The organism is Vibrio sp. 378 (assembly GCF_033339435.1).
The window spans coordinates 1-843 of sequence record NZ_JAWOUO010000325.1; the positions used below are offsets into that span (position 1 = coordinate 1).

An 843-nucleotide genomic window follows, 5' to 3' on the forward strand; every position below is an offset into this window, starting at 1 on the left:
AATGCATGGCTCCATGACCACCAATGACAGAACAGAAAAGAACTGGTGGCCGAAGTCGCTCAACCTCGACATTTTGCATCAACACGACGCTAAAACAAATCCAATGTCGAGTGATTTTGATTACCAAGAAGAAGTCAAAAAACTCGATTTCTCTGCACTCAAACAAGACCTCATCGCACTAATGACCGATAGCCAAGAATGGTGGCCTGCTGACTGGGGACATTATGGCGGCTTGATGATTCGTATGTCATGGCATGCGGCAGGGACTTATCGAATCGCAGATGGTCGCGGCGGTGCGGGCACCGGTAATTTACGTTTCGCCCCGCTAAATTCATGGCCAGATAACGCTAATCTCGACAAAGCAAGACGTATCCTTTGGCCGATTAAGAAAAAATATGGCAACCAAATGAGCTGGGCCGATCTCATTGCGTATGCCGGTACGATGGCTTATGAATCCATGGGGTTGAAAACGTTCGGCTTCGGATTCGGGCGCGAAGACATCTGGCACCCAGAAAAGGACATTTATTGGGGCTCAGAAAAAGAATGGCTGGCACCTACCAACAACCCTAACAGCCGCTATTCAGGTGAACGGGATTTAGAGAATCCACTCGCCGCTGTGATGATGGGCTTAATTTATGTCAACCCAGAAGGCGTCGATGGACAGCCGGATCCACTCAAAACCGCGCACGACGTACGAGTTACGTTCGCTCGAATGGCAATGAATGATGAAGAAACCGTTGCCCTAACCGCTGGTGGCCACACCGTAGGTAAAGCGCATGGTAACGGTGATGCAGCCAATTTAGGCCCAGAGCCAGAAGGTGCCGACATTCACGACCAAGGATT

Annotated in this window: 1 protein-coding gene; it reads left to right on the top strand. The window is 49.9% G+C overall.

Annotation, left to right across the window (positions count from 1 at the left end):
* On the top strand, window positions 1-843 hold an 843-nt coding region (locus tag R7Q48_RS26035; protein ID WP_318133073.1), incomplete at both ends, for a peroxidase family protein.